Annotated in this window: 16 protein-coding genes; 6 read left to right on the top strand and 10 right to left on the bottom strand. The window is 60.1% G+C overall.

Features of this window, described 5'->3' with window-relative positions; translation table 11 throughout:
- Nucleotides 1-27: 27 nt before the first annotated feature.
- From rpsU to J2J98_RS29040, 4 genes are all read left to right on the top strand, one after another.
- Nucleotides 28-261: a 30S ribosomal protein S21 gene (gene rpsU / locus J2J98_RS29055; RefSeq protein WP_011427834.1), complete on the top strand. Its 234-nt coding sequence runs from the start codon at nucleotides 28-30 to the stop codon at nucleotides 259-261.
- A gap of 44 nt (nucleotides 262-305) precedes the next feature.
- The gene (locus J2J98_RS29050) at nucleotides 306-500 is read left to right on the top strand and encodes a hypothetical protein (RefSeq protein ID WP_207604054.1); all 195 of its coding nucleotides are present in this window, start codon (nucleotides 306-308) and stop codon (nucleotides 498-500) included.
- A gap of 20 nt (nucleotides 501-520) precedes the next feature.
- Nucleotides 521-1,090 carry an alpha-ketoglutarate-dependent dioxygenase AlkB gene (locus J2J98_RS29045; RefSeq protein ID WP_207604168.1) on the top strand — a complete coding sequence of 190 codons (570 nt, stop codon included), beginning with the start codon at nucleotides 521-523 and terminating at the stop codon, nucleotides 1,088-1,090.
- 61 nt (nucleotides 1,091-1,151) lie between these two features.
- Nucleotides 1,152-1,631, top strand: coding sequence for a pyridoxamine 5'-phosphate oxidase family protein (locus J2J98_RS29040; RefSeq protein WP_064709330.1), 480 nt, complete (start codon nucleotides 1,152-1,154; stop codon nucleotides 1,629-1,631).
- Between the two features lie 28 nt (nucleotides 1,632-1,659).
- On the opposite strand, the gene J2J98_RS29035 is transcribed toward J2J98_RS29040, so the two are convergent.
- Complete coding sequence (locus tag J2J98_RS29035) at nucleotides 1,660-2,571, bottom strand: LysR family transcriptional regulator (protein WP_138396006.1); 912 nt, start codon at nucleotides 2,569-2,571, stop codon at nucleotides 1,660-1,662.
- A 97-nt stretch (nucleotides 2,572-2,668) separates the two neighbouring features.
- Between J2J98_RS29035 and J2J98_RS29030 the strand changes: the two genes are divergently transcribed.
- Nucleotides 2,669-3,544, top strand: a complete 876-nt coding sequence (locus J2J98_RS29030) for an aldo/keto reductase family oxidoreductase (protein WP_207604053.1) — start codon at nucleotides 2,669-2,671, stop codon at nucleotides 3,542-3,544.
- Between the two features lie 74 nt (nucleotides 3,545-3,618).
- Here J2J98_RS29030 and ppk2 read toward each other — a convergent pair whose 3' ends face one another.
- Complete coding sequence (ppk2, locus tag J2J98_RS29025) at nucleotides 3,619-4,533, bottom strand: polyphosphate kinase 2 (protein WP_064709327.1); 915 nt, start codon at nucleotides 4,531-4,533, stop codon at nucleotides 3,619-3,621.
- A 222-nt stretch (nucleotides 4,534-4,755) separates the two neighbouring features.
- On the opposite strand from ppk2, the gene J2J98_RS29020 reads away from it, so the two are divergent.
- Nucleotides 4,756-5,049 (top strand): DUF6916 family protein, encoded by a 294-nt coding sequence (locus J2J98_RS29020; protein WP_207604167.1) that lies wholly within the window; start codon nucleotides 4,756-4,758, stop codon nucleotides 5,047-5,049.
- On the opposite strand, the gene J2J98_RS29015 is transcribed toward J2J98_RS29020, so the two are convergent.
- The 8 genes from J2J98_RS29015 to J2J98_RS28980 form a co-directional block, all read right to left on the bottom strand.
- A complete protein-coding gene (locus J2J98_RS29015; protein ID WP_082928141.1) occupies nucleotides 5,042-5,614 on the bottom strand; it encodes a GNAT family N-acetyltransferase in 573 nt (190 codons plus the stop codon). The genes J2J98_RS29020 and J2J98_RS29015 overlap by 8 nt on opposite strands.
- Complete coding sequence (locus J2J98_RS29010; protein WP_064695086.1) at nucleotides 5,614-6,147, bottom strand: phage tail protein; 534 nt, start codon at nucleotides 6,145-6,147, stop codon at nucleotides 5,614-5,616. Before J2J98_RS29010 ends, J2J98_RS29015 begins: the two co-directional genes overlap by 1 nt.
- A 28-nt stretch (nucleotides 6,148-6,175) precedes the next feature.
- Nucleotides 6,176-6,703 carry a phage tail protein gene (locus J2J98_RS29005; RefSeq protein WP_064709324.1) on the bottom strand — a complete coding sequence of 176 codons (528 nt, stop codon included), beginning with the start codon at nucleotides 6,701-6,703 and terminating at the stop codon, nucleotides 6,176-6,178.
- Nucleotides 6,704-6,739: 36 nt separating this feature from the next.
- The gene (locus J2J98_RS29000; RefSeq protein WP_207604166.1) at nucleotides 6,740-7,270 is read right to left on the bottom strand and encodes a phage tail protein; all 531 of its coding nucleotides are present in this window, start codon (nucleotides 7,268-7,270) and stop codon (nucleotides 6,740-6,742) included.
- Nucleotides 7,271-7,378: 108 nt separating this feature from the next.
- A complete protein-coding gene (locus J2J98_RS28995) occupies nucleotides 7,379-10,534 on the bottom strand; it encodes a putative Ig domain-containing protein (protein ID WP_221109941.1) in 3,156 nt (1,051 codons plus the stop codon).
- A 308-nt stretch (nucleotides 10,535-10,842) separates the two neighbouring features.
- Nucleotides 10,843-11,052 carry a hypothetical protein gene (locus J2J98_RS28990; RefSeq protein ID WP_207604051.1) on the bottom strand — a complete coding sequence of 70 codons (210 nt, stop codon included), beginning with the start codon at nucleotides 11,050-11,052 and terminating at the stop codon, nucleotides 10,843-10,845.
- 217 nt (nucleotides 11,053-11,269) lie between these two features.
- Nucleotides 11,270-12,922 (bottom strand): GMC oxidoreductase, encoded by a 1,653-nt coding sequence (locus J2J98_RS28985; protein ID WP_207604050.1) that lies wholly within the window; start codon nucleotides 12,920-12,922, stop codon nucleotides 11,270-11,272.
- An 84-nt stretch (nucleotides 12,923-13,006) separates the two neighbouring features.
- On the bottom strand, nucleotides 13,007-14,089 hold the full coding sequence (locus tag J2J98_RS28980) for an ABC transporter ATP-binding protein (protein ID WP_138395998.1): 1,083 nt from the start codon (nucleotides 14,087-14,089) through the stop codon (nucleotides 13,007-13,009).
- Nucleotides 14,090-14,092 lie beyond the last annotated feature (3 nt).

Here is a 14,092-nt window from a genome sequence, read left to right as displayed (position 1 = left end):
ATCATAATCCCAACAAGGAGACTCGACATGCAGGTACTCGTCAGAGACAACAACGTCGATCAGGCCCTCAGGGCCTTGAAGAAGAAAATGCAGCGCGAAGGGCTGTTCCGCGAAATGAAGGAACGGCGCGCCTATGAGAAACCGTCCGAACGCCGCGTCCGGGAAAAAGCGCAGGCAATCAGCCGGCAGCGAAAGGCTGCCCGCAAGAAGATGCAGCGCGAAGGGCTGCTGGTCGGGCGCAAGCGGACCGCCGCGCGTTAGAATCTACCCGGTCTCAGCGATTACAATTCCCGAAAGGATAGACAATGGACGAACTGATTAGCCTCACCGTTTCGGAGGAACGCCTCGAGGATTGCCGCGATGTGGTCGAGCCGGATTTGCAGGAGCTGATCCAGCGCGCACTGACATCGGGCTTTTCGCGGGAGGAAATCCTCATAGCAGTCAGCGAATTGGTCGCAGAAGACTTCGCGATTGTTATGGAAACCCCGAGCGTGCATTGAGGACATGAGCAGTGGCCACGATGGTACAAAAGGATCTCTTTGGTGTGGCCGATGACGATTTTCCTGAGGGTTTCCGATATTCCCAGGATATTGTGCCCGTCGATCTGCAGCGCTCGGTTCTCAAAGCGATACCGGCCCTGCCGTTCAAAGCCTTCGATTTCCACGGGTTCGAAGGCAAACGCAGGACCGTCTCCTTCGGCTGGAGATACGACTTCGACAGTCAGCGCATGAGAAGAGCAGAGGAAATACCGTCTTTGCTGCTCCCCATTCGCGAGGCCGCAGCACGCTTCGCGGATATCGTGCCCGAGGCGTTCGAACATGCTCTCGTGACGGAATATTCGCCCGGCGCTCCAATCGGCTGGCACAAGGATAAATTCGTGTTCGGCCGAGTCGTCGGCATCTCCCTGCTTTCGTCCTGCACCTTCAGGCTGAGGCGCCGGGACGGCGACAAATGGCTGCGGCGATCGCTGGTGCTTGAACCCGGCTCCGCCTATCTTATGGCCGGCGCCTCAAGAACGCTCTGGGAGCATTCCATCCCGCCTGTCGATCAACTGCGTTATTCGATCACCTTCCGGGAATTGGCCGCGTAAACTACGGGAACATCGGCTCTAACAGATGGTTACTCCGTCTTTCGCACAAATGGAGATAACGATGGTCGAGCAGGATGATGCGACACGGGTATGGGAGTTAATCGACAGAATAGGGTTTTGCATGTTGACGACCCGAAATGGCGACAACCTGCGCGCCCGACCGATGTCCGCCTATAGCGCGCAACTTGAAAACGCGGTCTATTTTCTAACGGATCTCGGTAGCCACAAGGACGACGAGGTCGCCCGCTGGCCGAGCGTCTGCCTGGCCTTTGCCGACACCAAGGCACAGAAATATGTTTCCGTGTCAGGGACGGCCGAAGTGCAGAACGATCGCGAGAAGATCCGTGAATTGTGGGCAACACCGGCAAAGGCATGGTGGGACAACCCCGACGATCCCTCCATCCGCATCCTCAAGGTTAGCCCGACCTCGGCCGAATATTGGGACAGCCCCGGCACCATCATCAGCTATATCAAAATGGCGGCCGCAGCGGTTACGAACAGCAAACCGGATATGGGCGACAATGCCGAGGTCACGCTCTGACGAATAGGCGCTCAACGAGGATTGGATATCAGGATCGGTTGGCCGACGCCTTGATGAAATCGATGAATGCCCTCAGCGGCGCAGGCACCAGTCGCCGGCCGGGATAATAGAGGAACGGCCCGGAAAAGCGCTGCCACCACGGCTCTAGGACCGGTTCGAGGGCACCGCTGTCGAAATGCGGACGCAGCCAATCTTCGAAAATGCAGATGATCCCTCTATCCGCTATCGCCGCGTCGACGGCAAGATCGGTTGCACCACCAACCGTGACGATCAATGGGCCGGTGGGTTCGACCCGCACCACCTCGCCGTCCCGCTCATATTCCCATGGGGTCGTCAGCGCGCCGCTGGCAAAACGGCCCAGCAAGCAGGAATGGCCGAGGAGTTCACTCGGATGTTGCGGCCGCCCGCGGCGGTCGAGATAAGCAGACGACGCCGCAGTGGCGAAGCGCTGGTGGCGCGGACCGATCGGAATCGCAATCATATCCTGTTCCAGCCGCTCGTCATAACGGATGCCGGCATCACATCCGGCAGCGAGCACGTCGACAAAGCTCTCCTCGGCAACGATTTCCAGGCGGATATCGGGATAGGCGGCAAGGAATGGCGGGACGACAGCGGGCAGCACCAGCCGCGCAGCACTGACCGGGACATTGAGCCGCAGCGAACCAGCCGGCCTGTCGCGAAAACGGTTGACCACGTCGAGCGCGGCCTCCACCTCCGTCAAAGCGGGGCCGAGCCGCTCCAGCAAACCCTTTCCCGCTTCGGTCGCAACGACGCTGCGCGTCGTGCGATTTAGAAGCCTAACCTCAAGTTTGGCCTCCAGGCGACGGACCGCTTCGCTCAAGAAGGAGGCGCTGCTGCCACTGGCACGCGCTGCCTCGCGAAAACCACCTGCCCGCGCCACCGCGACAAAGGCGTTGAGGTCACTCAGGTCTGCTTTCACTGTTCGCCACTCCGCACAGCCTGTGCGCATTGTACTCAATTATCACACGCGCCGCCAAGGAGTAATTTCGATCCCATCTCTTGAAGGGAGCGAGATCATGTCCATCATAGATCAGTCCGGCACATTCACTATCGGCGACCGCAAGGTGAGGCGGCTTGGCTACGGCGCCATGCAACTCGCCGGGCTCGGTGTATTCGGACCGCCCAGGGATCATGGCGCCGCCCTGGCGGTGTTGCGCGAGGCGGTCGCAAGCGGCGTGAATCATATCGATACCAGCGATTTCTACGGTCCGCATGTGACCAACCAGATCATCCGTGAAGCGCTCCATCCCTATCGCGACGATCTCGTGATCGTCACGAAAGTCGGCGCACGGCGCGGCGCGGACGGATCCTGGATTCCCGCCTTCTCGCGCCAGGAACTGACGCAGGCGGTGCACGACAATCTTCGTAACCTCGGCTTGGACGTGCTTGATGTCGTCAACCTCCGGATCGCATTTGACCTGCATAGCCCGGCCGAGGGCTCGATAGAAGCACCCCTGACGGTTCTCGCTGATCTCCAGCGGCAAGGCCTGGTTCGTCACCTGGGCTTAAGCAACGCCACATCAAAACAGGTTATCGAAGGCCGTGGGATCACCGAGATCGTCTGCGTGCAGAACCACTATAATCTGGCGCATCGGACCGACGACGGACTGGTCGACGATCTTGCCGGTCAAAGCACCGCCTATGTGCCGTTTTTCCCGCTCGGTGGGTTTACGCCGCTGCAGTCGTCCACGCTCTCCAATGTCGCCGCGCGTCTCGGTGCGACGCCGATGCAGGTAGCGCTCGCCTGGCTGCTGCAGCGTGCACCCAATATCCTGCTGATCCCGGGCACGTCCTCGCTCGGCCATCTCAGGGAGAATCTCGCCGCAGCCCGGTTGGTGCTACCGGATGATGCTGTTGAGGAACTGAACCGAATGGCCCATATGGCCGCCTGACGGTCGCCGGTGGTTCAGGTCGCTACGCAGCGGTTCTCGCGCCGCCGATCTTGCGGGACGTCGCGGCTATGCTTTCAATAGCGCTCTGGTACAAGCATTTCGGCCGGAACCGGCGCCCTGATATAATCGGCATGGCGAATACGATCCGGCAGCTGAATTTCAGGCTTCGGCACATCCTCATAGGGAATCTGATCAAGAAGATGGGCGATGCAGTTCAGCCGCGCCCGTTTCTTGTCGACGGCCTGCACCACCCACCAGGGCGCTTCCCTGGTGTGTGTGCGCGCCAGCATTTCTTCCTTGGCCTTGGTATATTCTTCCCAGTGGATGCGGCTTTCCATATCCATCGGCGAAAGCTTCCACTGCTTCAGCGGATCGTGGATGCGCATCTTGAAGCGGAATTCCTGTTCCTCGTCGGTGATCGAGAACCAGTATTTGATCAGCACGATCCCGGACCGGACGAGCATCCGTTCGAATTCGGGCACCGAGCGGAAAAACTCCTCGAGTTCGTCAGGGGTGCAGAACCCCATCACGCGCTCGACGCCGGCGCGGTTGTACCAGCTGCGGTCGAAGAGCACGATCTCGCCGGCGGTGGGAAGATGCGGAACATAACGCTGGAAATACCATTGATGGCGTTCCCGTTCGGTCGGAGCGGGCAGTGCCACCGTCCGGCAGACGCGCGGGTTTAGCCTTTGGGTCACGCGCTTGATAGCGCCGCCCTTGCCGGCCGAATCCCGGCCTTCGAAAAGCACGACGACCTTGAGCTTCTTGTACTGAACCCAATCCTGCAGCCGCACCAGCTCATGCTGCAGCCGGAAAAGTTCCCGGAAATAAATCTTTCGGTCGAGCGTCTGCTCCGCCGGTTCCGTCATTCCTTCGACGACCAGATCGCCCAGCCGGTCTTCTTCCATCTGCATTTCCAGCTCCTCATCGAAGCTGTCGGCGATTTCGGCCTTTATCCGGCTGAGCTGGTCCTGATCTTTTTGAGACATGGTCTTTTCCCTTTTGCTTTGTTTGACAGGAGCATGTCACTGCGAAGTTTGTGTGACGGTTCGGCCGACCGAGAGCTGGAACAGCGGCCTCCCGATTGGGCGCTAACGCATCGGCTTGCTGGAGAGAGTTGCTTGCGTCACTCCAATCTCTTGATAAACTTCAACCAGGGAATGAAGCGCAAATATCTGCAAGCAAAGAGAGAGAAAGCAAGTGGGGTCCGGATGGCGATCGTAACGCTGGATCATTTCGCCCGCTGTGTCGGGGAAGGCTTCGAAGTCGATATGGGGACAGGATGCCTTGTTTTTACGCTGACCGAGGCACGGCCCTTGCCCGAGCGGGGCTTCGCAGGGATGGTGAGAGCGCCGTTTTCATTGCTGTTTCGCAGTGCGTCAAAGGTGCTGTTGCCACAACAGATTTACAGGCTGCGCAACGCCACACTTGGGATTCTCGATATTTTCCTTGTACCGGTCGCTAGGGACAAAGACGGGATCATCTATCAGGCCGTCTTCAATTAACGCCTGACGGCTCATCCGCCGGCTCTGGCAGGAGCCGGTGCGAGCGCCATTCCATACGAATGTGGGTAACGGTCGTTTCAATCACCATGAATCCCAAGGCCATATAAAGGTCGTATGCGCGCGTGTTGTTTCGATCGACATGCAGTGCGATTCCCGGGATTTCCCTTGTCACTGCCGCATGTTGAATGGCTTTCAGTGTCCCGGAGCCCAGACCCAGATTACGACATTCGGGGAGGAAGCCGATATCGACAATATGCCAGATATCAGCGTCGAAATCGATGTAGAGGCGGCCGATGGAGGTGCCGTCCTTCTCGATGATTAGGAAGTCCGTTTGCGGGAATGCGGCGACGTAGTAGCGATGTTGAAGATTAAATTGCTGGTCGAGGAATGCCTGCTTGTCTTCTTGCGACCACGGGATCCGAGCCAGTTCATCGCTCCGGAACGAATGGTAAAGCTGACGTAGAAAGGGGAGATCGTCCTGCTTTGCCGGACGCAGGATACAGGCCGGAACACAAAGCCGATGATGGCTCGTTCGCGCAGGAAACTCCGGTAGCGGGTCGATCATCAATCGAAGGATGGATAAACGCCGACCAGCGCGATGCAGAAGTTGACGGCAAGAAAAGGCTGACGGTTTTCATGCGGCTGGCTCCCGCCTGCAATGCCGATGACGTTCGGGGCAAATTGGGTATTCGGCTGGGCATCGGGAAGAAACGGACTGCTCGAATTCGGCAGGCTCAGGGCATTGCCTTCACTGGGCGAGGCGGCGCGCTTGGATGCATCGCCTTGATTATAGATAGTCAAGGAATGCGTGTGTGCCGGCATCTCCGCCTGCGTCAGCGTTATGAAGTTGCTGCCGAAGCTGTTGCCGATGGTGCGCGGCGTCAGACCTACGCCCTGACCTTGGTTGCAGCCTGCCCGGTTGGCGAAGTTAGGCAACTGGAACGTGCTCTTGCCATTGCCGCCATATTGGGTGCCAAGCAGGGAAAAAAGTTCGGAGTTCTGCTGGATGGGGAGCAATGTACCGTTGCACGATGCCCAGCCGCGGGGAGCAAAATCGAAACCGAACAGTTGGATCTCGCCGAGATAAGGTTCTGTCATGGCAATGTCCTTGATGCATGAAGCGGGCTCATGGGGATGAGGGAAAGATACCGGCCCATGCGATGCAATACTGCACCGTCAATGTCGGCATCGTATTGTCATGCATGACCGTCGATCCGGTTGCCTGTATTGCCGCCTGTGATGCTGTGATCGGAGTGGCGCCGCTAATATCGGTGGCATACATCGTGTCGCCGCTCAGCGCGGCGAGTTCGGACGAGCTTACCAATGTCGCTTCCGCCAGTCCGGTGGTGGCAAGATACGGATGCGTGTGTGCTGGCATTTGTGTGGGCAGAAGCGTGACGTTCTCGCTACCGGCGAATTGACCGATCACATAGGTCGACAAGTTCGGCCCGCTGCCCTGATGCACCGGTACGCGCCCGCAAAGATTGGGGGTTGCAAACGTTGTCTCTCCATCGCCGCCATACGTCGTCCCGATGAGCGTGAACAGGTTCTCATATTCGGAAATGGGTTGTAGGGAATTGTTGCAGGGCAACCACCCGCTGGGCACTCGGGAAAAGCCAAATAACCGGATTTCTCCGACGAAGGGAGTGCTCATGATTGATCCTCCAAGCAATGGGTTGACAAGCGCTGTTCAATTGGAGGACGGAAAAATCCCCGACAGTGCAATGCAAAAGCTGATCACGTCATAGGGCTGCCTATTCTCATGGGGCTGGCCATTACCGGCGGGGATCACAGTCTGGCTCGACAGCGTGACCTGATCACCACCGGAAGCGCCGTAAATTTCGGCGCTGTTGGTTCCGTAGAGCGCATCGCTCGGATTTCGCACGGTGCCGCTGCTCGTGGTTCCTGTCGCCAGGTGAATGTGCTGAGGCAATTGTTGCTGCAGCAAAGTCACACTTTCGACGCCGCCGGTTGCGCCAATCCCATAGGGCGAAGGCTGCCATGTGGGATCGTAGGATGATCCAAATCCCACCGGCGTACGGCTCTGCATATTGGGCACGGCGAATGTCGTCTGCCCATCACCACCGTAATGCGTGCCCAAGAGTGAGAACAAGGCCTGGTTCTGGTCCACGCTGAGGAACTGGCCGTCGCACAGGGCAAAGCCTCTGGGCGCGAACGGAAACCCTGTGAGCATGATCTGGCCGAGAAAGAATTCCGACATACCCATACCCCTGAATATACCAACGATATTGAAGAGCATCATCACTCAATCACTGCGCTAAACGCAAGAGCAATTTGCTATCTTAAGTGCAGCAAATTGAGGCAACTTCTAAAACTTCTTTGACGCAGCGACCCTGGCGCCAGCGGATTGCTCCCCGTCGCCCTCGACGTCGAAGAGCAGACTTGTGTCGAGCATCCAGAAGTTCGCGGTCTGCATCGTCAGCCCGGCGGTAAGAGAAGCGAAGGCACCTGACCCGTCCAGTCCGGAGAAGCCGCCGGTAAGGCCGAGCTTCGGAGTGAGCTTCGCGCCGCTCTCCAGCAGGAAGGACCGGGCGATTTCGGCACCCAGGCTGACCCGGAACTGATCGTCGTTGAAGCCGTCGATGATGATGGCATCGCCGGATCTGTTCTTGACGGTATAATCGTCGACCTTTTCCGAGAAGTAGATCGCCCGCAGTTTTGGCGCGATCGTGGTTTCATCGTCGAGATTCCACTGTCCTTCGATTGACGTATCGGCCATCCACCGCGTCGTCTCGAAATCACCGTCCCAGAACTCCGTGTCGATGGTGTTGCCGGAACCGCCGTAGCGCAGGCTACCGTTCCAGAATACGCCCCTGCCGATCTCTAGCGAGGCATAAGGTCCCGCAAGCCAGCCATTGCCCGTCAGCTCGGCATCCTGATCGGTCGGATCGGTCATGCGGTCATAGTGGAAGGACAGCCCGATCAACGCCTTGTCAGAGAGCAGATAATCCGCTCCCATATTCACCATGGCAAAGCTGCCCCACTCACCGGCGCCGTCGTCCCTATTCCTCTCGTAATGGGCCAGGAAGGCGCCGTCGATCCAGACGTTGAAGGGTGCCGAGGCCGCATCCGCATCACCACCGGCTGCGCGAATCTGCGACAGGCTGGTGGCGAAGCCGAACGTCATCCCTTCTTCGGAAGGCATCATGCGCGCGGTGATCGGATCGGTCGCCTCCTGCATCCGCCGGCGCTGCATGAGTCCCGGAACCTTGATCGTGTTGGCGATCATGTTCTGTCGGGATTGCACGAAGTCATGTACGAGCTTGTCGATATCGTCGGCCACCTTGCCGGCGTCATAGCTGACATTATAGGTGACCGTGGCTGTATTGGAGGTTCCGAGCGCGCTGACGAGCCTGTAGCCGACACGGACCTGGCCGGAATAGGCTGGGTTCAACGTAAGGTGCAGATACCAGCCGGCCGGGGTCGCCGGGCCGGCCTGGGCCAGCTGACCTCGGATGATCGTCGCGGTGGCCGCATTGGCGGGCTCTACGAATGCGAGGGCCGCAGCGGTGAACGGACCGCCGGTTGCGCCGCGATTGAGGTAGACGTCGGGAGGCGTCGAACCGGCCGGCACGTCGACGACCATGTCCTGGACAGTGACGGAGCGGGTCTTCACCTTCAGCGAATAGGAGGCTATTCCAGTTGCGCCGTTGCCGTCGCGGACCTCGATCGTGAAGCTGTAATCGCCTTCCGTGCCAATCGCCAGCGGGCCGGTTAGCTGCCCGGTCGAGATGTTCAGAACCAGCCCGCTCGGCAAACTGCCGGAGGCCAGACTGTAGATCTTCGTGCCGACCCCGCCGGTCGCCGAGATCTGCTGACTATATGCTTCGCCCGCCATGGCCTCGGGCAGCGCACCATCGGCCGGCGAGAAGACAAAACTCGTGGGAACTGGAATTGTGATCGTATAGGCGGCCGACGTGGCGGCGCTGTTGGCATCGGTGGCCGTGATGGAGAAACCATAATTGCCTGGCGTCGTCGGCGTGCCGGTGATCGCCCCCGTCGACGGATTGAGCGTCAGCCCGGCCGGCAGCGAGCCGGTAACGCCGTAGTTGTAAGGGCTGGCACCACCCGAAGCAGTAACTGTCTGGCTGTAGGCGATGCCGACTGCACCATTCGGCAGGGCGCCGCTCGGCGGCGAGAATGCCAACGTCGGCGGACTGACCGTGATGGTGACCGTTGCCGGCGCCGAGGTACCGGAGCCATTGGTTGCGGTATAGGTGAAGCTGTCGGATCCGCTGTAGCCTGACGTCGGCGTATAGGTGATGGACGTTCCCGATGCGATCGCCGTCCCATTGGCGGCTCCGGTTGCGATCGCAACCGAGCTCGCCGCTCCGCCCGTGATATTGAGCGTGATGGGATTGTTCGACGAGTTGGCGGCAACGGTTGCCGTAACGCCACCCGCGACCGGAGGCTGGATGTTGGTTGTCAGGGTATAGGCCCTGGAGCCGGTAAAGGGTCCCGTGCCGCTCGAACTGTCCGTCGCGGTGATCGTGATGTTGAATGTGCCCGATACCGTCGGAGTGCCGGAGAGAACCCCACTCGATGACAGGGTCAGGCCGGACGGAAGCGTGCCTGCCGTCACCGCATAGCTGTAGGGGCTTGTTCCGCCCGAGGCGGTGATGGTCTGGCTATAGGCGGTTCCGGTGGTCGCGGCCGGCAAAGAGGAAGGGTTGATCGCGATCGTCGGTGCAGCAACGGTTATGCTGTAGGGCCTCGAACTGGTGAACGGTCCAACCCCCGTCGAGCTGTCGGTCACGCTGATAGTGAAGTTGAATGTACCTCCCGCCGTCGGTGTACCGGCGAGCGCGCCCGTCGTGGCCGACAGGCTCAAACCGGGCGGAAGAGCGCCGGCGGTGATCGCATAGGAGTAGGGGGCCGTGCCGCCGGAGGCCGTGACGATCTGGCCATAGGCCGCCCCGGTTGCGCCGGATGGCAATGTCGCTGGGCTGAGCGAGATCGTCGGCGGGCTGACGGTTATCGTTACCGTTGCCGGTGCGGAAGTACCGCCGGCATTGGTCGCGGTATAGGTGAAACTGTCCGGGCCGGCATAGCTTGCCGTCGGCGTATAGGTGATCGACGTGCCGCTTGCCGAGGCTGTGCCGTGAGCCGCCTGCGTGCCGACAGCCACGGATGTGGCCGCTCCCCCCGACAGATTCAACGTAATCGGATTCGAACTGCTTCCATGGCTGACTGTTGCGCTGGCCGGCCCGGCAACCGGTGGCGCCACACTTGCCGCAATCGCAATATTGATCGTGAAAGGATTGGCGCTGGCATCGACCAGGATGAAGTTGTCGCTGGTGGCTCCGTCGCCATTGTTTGTATACGTAAACGTCCCCGCGGCGGCATTGTAGTTCGTTATCGAGCCATGCTGCGGAGAGGTTGCACTTGGGTCGTTGAGGGGATTGAGGCCAACGGGATCGCACTGAGTGCCGATGTTGACATCAATGGACCCGCCGGAGGCCATCGGACTTGTCGATGGCGTCGTGTTCGCATCAGGGAAGTTGAAGACGGTACAAGCAGCATGAGCCACACCCGGGCTTGCCAGCGATAAACCAGAACAGAAAAGAGTAACGAGCAGCGCTAGCTTCAACAGCAGCTTGCAAGCGAGGGTGCCGGCAGCAATTGATCTTCTATCTGTTTTAAAGGCCTGCTTCGCCTTCCGCATCCTGTAGCGCGGCCGGGTTCTGATCAGGTCGTTTTGTGAGATGCCGCTCACGTTTCCAGGCGAGGATTCTCTTCCGGAAAGTCCGATGTCCAGCTGTTCGTCACTTGTCATTTGCCCAACCCGAAGACCGAGCGCACTCCACTGCAAACAACAGCAAGCTGCGCTTGCGCTTGCCCGCCTGCATTGTAGCTGACGCCGGCCCACGCATTTACAGTAGTAGTGGAAGCATCTTGAAAGGCAATTTTCTGCCGCCGTAAATCACGCGATTTCGGTTGATCAGAAATGATTTTCAATTTTTTGTTGTAGATTAGCAACATCGCGGATTGCGTGTTCCAGAGAGGATCCGAGTCCTCCGCAAGGGCGCTGAAGCTCGCGGCACCGTCCAGAGCGGCGCCGGTCAAAAGACACAGTTGATTTGAGCAGGATGCCTGGTGAGGTCGCGTTCCCCAGCCCTGCCCGAACCCGGCGTCACACGGCCTATGCGAAAAAGCTAAGCCGGCATCGCCCGTGCAGGCGCCATAAGCGAAAGTGCGTCTACAGCTGTCCCGACCGATGGCAGTCGACGAGGTTCCGGCAGGCACGGATCGTCAGCGCCATGACGGTGAGCGTCGTGCCCGCGATGCCGCTGCCCGGAAAGGCGCTGGCATCGGTGACGATGAGGTTCGGGGCATCCCAGAGCTGGTTGTAGGAATTGAGCACGGAAGCTTCCGGGCTTTCGCCCATGCGCGCGCCGCCGGTTTCATGGATTGCCGCGCCCATGCACATGGTCTTGCGGAACCATTTGCGGAACATGAAGCGGCTGAAGGCATCGGCGTCGGGAAAGGCGCCCCTGCCCATCTCCTTGAGGCCCTCGGGAGAGCCGATGAATTCCAGCTCGCCACCGACCTCCCTGATCATGGTGATCAGCGTCTCCTCCTGCCGGCGAAGCAGCCTCTGCTCCTCCTCCTGCATGACGCAGCGGATATGCGGCACCGGAACGTTCCAGGCATCCTTTCGCTTGACGTCGAGGGTGATGCGGTTGTCGGCATAGGGCAGCATCCGGCCGAAGCCGAAGAAGGCGAGACGGGCATCTGTCTCGCCTGAAACCGGTGCCCTGCCGATGCTGCCCTGATAATCGAAATCGCCGCGGGCGGCGTCACCCTCGCCGAAGCGGGGGATGAAGATGCCACCCGACGGGTTGTAGAAGGGATCGACAGGAGCGGAATCGTCAACGGCCCACCCCTTTGCCTTGGAAAAGGAACCGAAGGCGAGGCAAGGAAGCTGATCCATGAAATAGCGCCCGAGCGCCCCCGAGCTGTTTCCGAGCCCCCCGGGATGTCTTGCCGATGCTGAATTCAGCAGCAGGCGCACGCTCTCTATCGGCGAGGCGGAGAGCACGACCGTCGCGGCACGCGCCGTCGAAACCTTCCCCGTATTGCGGTCGATGAATTCCGCGCCGGTGGCGCGGCCGGTTTTTTCGTCGGTGGTGATGCGGCGCACGATCGCGTCATAGAGGACCGTCAGCCGCCCGCTCGCCGTTGCTTCCCGCAACGGTCGCGGTATGCGTTCGGCGTCCGGCGCGATATAGCGCCAGGAGACGACGTGCCGGTCCGGCCAGCGGCTTTCAACAGCCTGCTTGAATATCTGCTCGGCGGGCGTCAGGCTTGCTGGCTTCGCATAGATGCCGTCCGGCAAGGCCGGCACATCGTCCTTGTTGCCGTAGAGCCCAAGATAAGCCTCCACTTCGTCGTAGAAGGGCGTGAGCTCGTCATAGGAGACCGGCCAGTCCACTCCCTTTCCGGTCCGCGACCGGATCTTGAAATCATCGTCGGTCCAGCGCAGCAGCACGCGGCCGAAACTGTGCAGGCGGCCGCCGCCCTGGCGGCCACGGATCCAGAGAAAGGGCTCGTCCTTCGGCGTCGTATAGGGATTCTTGCGATCGTTGACGAAGAAGTGGCTGAAACGCTCGGTAAAGAAGGCCGCCCGCGCCTGGATCGGCTGGCCCTTGAGGGTGGCGCGTGCACGCTCCCAGATATTGATGCTGCTTGCCGGCGCCTTCTTGCGCGCCGGGTCGAAATCTCCTGGCCCGACGGCCGGCCCGGCCTCAAGCAGCAGCACAGACAGGCCTTGGGCCGTCAGCTCTTTAACCGCAAAGGAACCCGCCGCGCCGGAGCCGATCACCAGCGCATCATAAACGATCTCAGACATGTCTTCTTAAATCCTGTCCTGGAGCAATTCCTCAAAGCCGCGCAAAGCGCATCCGAAATTGCGGGAAAGCAAAGGGGTGGCGCGTCAAAGCCGCGATCCATCGGCAGCGAAGAGCGACGCCTTGGTGATATCGAGGCCTGGAGCCATGGCATCGCCGGGCTTGAAGGAGACGTCGCCCATGAAACGAAGCGAGAGACTTTGCTCCGCCCAGTCGAACCAGACGACGGCATCCGAACCCATCGGCTCGACGACCGAAACGCAGCCAGGAATGGTGGGAAGCCCGCTTGCCGCCCCGTTGAGCACAAGGTGCTCAGGGCGAAAGCCTAACGTAACAGGTCCTTCCACCGCAGCCGTCCGGAAGGCATAGTCAGAGAGATCGATAGCCAATGCGTTGCTTCTGAAGACGGGTGCTCCGCCGCCGCGCTCGATCCGGCCCTCGACGAAATTCATCGCCGGAGCACCGATGAAGCCGGCGACGAAGAGATTGGCCGGACGGCGGTAGATCTCGGCCGGCGAAGCGAGCTGCTGGATTACGCCGTCGCGCATGATGGCAATGCGATCGGCGAGCGTCAGGGCCTCGACCTGATCGTGGGTCACGTAAATCATGGTATTGCCGAGGCTCTGATGCAGCTTCTTGATCTCGACGCGCAATTCGTTGCGCAGCTTGGCGTCGAGATTCGAGAGCGGCTCGTCGAAGAGGAACACATCCACTTCGCGCACCAGTGCCCGGCCGATGGCGACGCGCTGGCGCTGGCCGCCGGACAGCTCGGCAGGACGCCGGTCGAGCAATGTGTCGAGATGGAGAAGCGCGGCCGTGCGGGCAACGCGCGCCTCGATTTCCGCCTTCGGCAGGCCGGCGACGCGAAGTCCGAACGAGAGGTTCTTGCGGACCGACATGCGCGGGTAGAGCGCGTATGACTGGAAGACCATGCCGATGCCGCGGTCCTTCGGCTCCTCCCAGGTGACATTCTTGCCAGAGATCCAAATTTCGCCTGCAGTAATGTCCTGCAACCCGGCGATGGCGTTCAGAAGCGTGGACTTGCCGCAGCCGGAAGGGCCGAGCAGCACCAGGAATTCGCGCGACGCGATATCGATCGACATCTTCTCGATCACCGTATGGTCGCCATAGGCGATCTTCAGGTCCTTGACGGAAACGGCGGACTGCATGGA

The organism is Rhizobium bangladeshense (genome assembly GCF_017357245.1).
Classification (GTDB): domain Bacteria; phylum Pseudomonadota; class Alphaproteobacteria; order Rhizobiales; family Rhizobiaceae; genus Rhizobium; species Rhizobium bangladeshense.
Note: the sequence above shows the minus strand (reverse complement) of the source record. Positions and strands in the feature narration are given on the sequence as shown.